The organism is Prevotella sp. AM23-5 (genome assembly GCF_003473645.1).
Classification (GTDB): Bacteria; Bacteroidota; Bacteroidia; order Bacteroidales; family Bacteroidaceae; genus Prevotella; species Prevotella copri_A.
In genome coordinates this window covers 1-2889 of record NZ_QUCG01000145.1, presented here as the reverse complement: position 1 = coordinate 2889, position 2889 = coordinate 1, and the positions used below count along the sequence as shown (strand labels likewise).

Below are 2889 nucleotides of genomic sequence, written 5' to 3'. Positions count from 1 at the left end.
GTTAAATTATAGTGTTGCGGAATTAAGGCTAATTTGATATACTTCATTGTTGTATCTCCTATTTTATATTGTTAAACTTATTATTTACACTCCAAAAATAATAAAAATATCTCAAAGTACCAACTATTTTCGGGAATAATATTAATATTTTAATAGAAATTAATATAAAATGATGGATTCTTATGATTATATTAAGACATTTTCATACTTCTCTTAGATTCTTATACCTATTATATATTATATATAAGAAAAGCAGCTACCTATCACAGGCGGCTGCTTATTGACTATAAACTAACTATTATTTTCATTTAACCAAATCTTAACTAATACATATTGTTATGACACCTCAGAACTTATATTCCACTATTTCCGTTTTGCTGATGCAAAGGTACAAAATAAAGCGAGATACAGCAAATAAATGCCATATCTCGCATAAACAATCTTACTTTTCCTCAATCTGTTTAGAGACGTTATCTGCTCGAAAGTCCTCAATCTGCTTGGAGAAAGGGGTGAGCTTATCAAGCTGCGCCTTAACAGAGAACTCTTCGCCGATAAAGGCAACACCTTCGTGAATCTTCTGCAAGGCGGCAAGCTGCTTCTTAGTAGTGACAACGGGGTTGATGTAGATGCAACCTCTATGGGTCTGGGCGAACCGCCGACACTCAGCACCGCCGCCGTAGATAACAAATAGCGGCTCTTTGCCCTCTGCCCAATCGCTTGCGATGGAATACTCAAAGGCGAGGTTATTCAGTCTATCCGAATATCCACGGGTAGCGAAGGCACGCCATCCACGAGGTACGCCAATCATATTGAGGCGATAGAACTTCTGCGCCACGTTGAGGTCAACGAAGATACCGATACCCTTACCTTGCATACAACGGGCAATCCAACGTTTCTTGTAGATAGCCTGCAAGCCGAAAGATACGGGCATCTCATTATATAAGGAGAAGTTCGGCTCAACGATAACGGCAGGGTGATGCTGCAATATCTTCTCAGGGTGCTCGTAGATAGCTGAGAAGCGGTAATCATCGGTATAGAAGTGCAAAGAGCCTTCGCCATTGAGGTTGAAGGTTCTCTTCTGTTCGCCGAAGCAAAGGAAGGGTGACTGACATTCCTTGGCTTGCATATCAATATCGAGTGTCGGAATCTCTAAGTCATTGTCCGTTGGGAAGAGCTGGTCGGGCAGGGTAAGCTCATAATCTGTTCTTTTCATTCTTTGTTGCTTTTTAAGAGTTCAACGATTTGGTTATATATAGATAAGGTGTACTTATCCTTTGACTGAACGTATTGCATATACTTTCGTGCTTGGTTGATAATGTTTGCCCTGGTGCGACAGAGTAGGCGAGCCGAGCGGTCGGGGTGGATGCAATAATCACGGCTTATGAGGCAGTATAGTCCTCTAAGGGTGTTGAGTTTGACGGTCTTCACCGCAGAGCAGAGTTCCATGAAGGTAACCTTGCCTACCTCGCATACCGCTTGCATGATGCGGTCGGAGAGTTCGTACTGCTGATACTGATTGTATATCATACGCTATTACTTATTATTTGGTTATTAATAGAAAATATGTTGCAAAGTTATAAAAATCTATTAAAAAGCGAATAGAAACTATTAATTATTTTAAATTTATTAATAAAAGATTTGGTTATTTGACAGATTTTTATTAATTTTGCGATGTGTTTAAGAAAGAACACTATCACTTAGCGAGTTTATGGGGAACTTTCTAATGTGTAAGATTTTGGATTTACGTGAGCCGCAAGGCTACTAAATACGGAGCAGCAGAGAATCCCCATTTCTTTGCTGCTCTTGACTTTTTAAAGCATCCGTAAAATGGAGATACGCAGAAAGATATTGAACGATATGTATTGCAATCCCGAGTTAAGGAAGGCAATTGCATTTTCCCTTTTCATAAAGACAAGGGTTAAGTCTTCTGCCGTGCAAAGATGGAGCATCAATAAGCTTCACGAAATCACGGGAGTAAGTGCCTGTGCTGTCCGTAAGCGTATTGATACCTTGAAGGCTCTGGGCTTGGTTGAGTTCACGGGCAAGAATAATCGTTGCCTTGTCTTCAAGTCTCTAAAAAGTCATACCTCTCACAGGAACGTCCTCGTTCCTAATATCGAGTTTATTTCAAGGAATGATTCTAAAAAGAATGCCTATGCACAGAATGTAAAGTTCATAGAAGATACCTTATCTGCTATGCTTATCATTGATGTACAGAATCGAAAGAACTACGCTAAGCAAATAATTCAGCAGTCTAAGCACCCTAAAGGCTTAAAAGAGTTGAAGGCGGCTAAGAAGGCTTGCAATCGTTTTGGCTACGGCAATAAGTTCAGAGAGAATGGTATATCATATAAGTATATAGCTAAGAAGTTAAGCGTGAGCGTACAGAAAGCCTTTGATTTGGTAAAGTTTGCGGTTAAAAACGAGATTTTATGCAAATACAGAAACATAGAAAAGCGTTTTTTATCCTCTATTGACTATGTAAAGGATATGATACTCAATAACTATACTTATATCAAGGGAGGGGTTGTCTGTAGGGTGTATGCTAATACCTATGAAGTAAAGGAAGGCTCGCCTTCGGCTCGCTTCGCTTCCGTGGTGGTATATAATTAGATTATAAAAAACTAAGATTTTGTTTAACGTTTAAATAATAGGAGATACGGAAATGTTATTTAAGAAAATTAGTCGCAGATGTCTGCTTACTTTTGATGGGGGGGCAAAGATTCAAGTCATCCTCACTATGCCGAAGCCGACAAAGCCTATCTTCCCGAAGGAAATGGAGCGTCAGTTTGTAAAGCAGCTTAATGAGTCGCAGCCAAATGCGGCTCACAAGGTTATTAAGTGTCATATAATGAGAAATTAATGAATATGAACTATAATAATAAAAAT

The 2889-nt window shown here is 39.1% G+C and carries 4 protein-coding genes; 2 read left to right on the top strand and 2 right to left on the bottom strand.

The window, feature by feature from the left end; genetic code table 11:
* Positions 1-442: 442 nt before the first annotated feature.
* A complete protein-coding gene (locus DW657_RS17030; protein ID WP_118313537.1) occupies positions 443-1213 on the bottom strand; it encodes a DUF4417 domain-containing protein in 771 nt (256 codons plus the stop codon).
* Entirely contained in the window at positions 1210-1527 is a 318-nt protein-coding gene (locus DW657_RS17025; protein ID WP_118313536.1) for a hypothetical protein, read from the bottom strand. Before DW657_RS17025 ends, DW657_RS17030 begins: the two co-directional genes overlap by 4 nt.
* Positions 1528-1827: 300 nt before the next feature.
* Between DW657_RS17025 and DW657_RS17020 the strand changes: the two genes are divergently transcribed.
* Positions 1828-2613 (top strand): hypothetical protein, encoded by a 786-nt coding sequence (locus DW657_RS17020; RefSeq protein WP_118313535.1) that lies wholly within the window; start codon positions 1828-1830, stop codon positions 2611-2613.
* A 52-nt stretch (positions 2614-2665) separates the two neighbouring features.
* Entirely contained in the window at positions 2666-2863 is a 198-nt protein-coding gene (locus DW657_RS17015) for a hypothetical protein (protein WP_118313534.1), read from the top strand.
* Positions 2864-2889 lie beyond the last annotated feature (26 nt).

Coding starts and splice junctions, on each gene's coding strand:
- DW657_RS17030 (WP_118313537.1), bottom strand. CDS start 1,213: ATGAAAAGAACAGATTATGAGCTTACCCTGCCCGACCAGCTCTTCCCA.
- DW657_RS17025 (WP_118313536.1), bottom strand. CDS start 1,527: ATGATATACAATCAGTATCAGCAGTACGAACTCTCCGACCGCATCATG.
- DW657_RS17020 (WP_118313535.1), top strand. CDS start 1,828: ATGGAGATACGCAGAAAGATATTGAACGATATGTATTGCAATCCCGAG.
- DW657_RS17015 (WP_118313534.1), top strand. CDS start 2,666: ATGTTATTTAAGAAAATTAGTCGCAGATGTCTGCTTACTTTTGATGGG.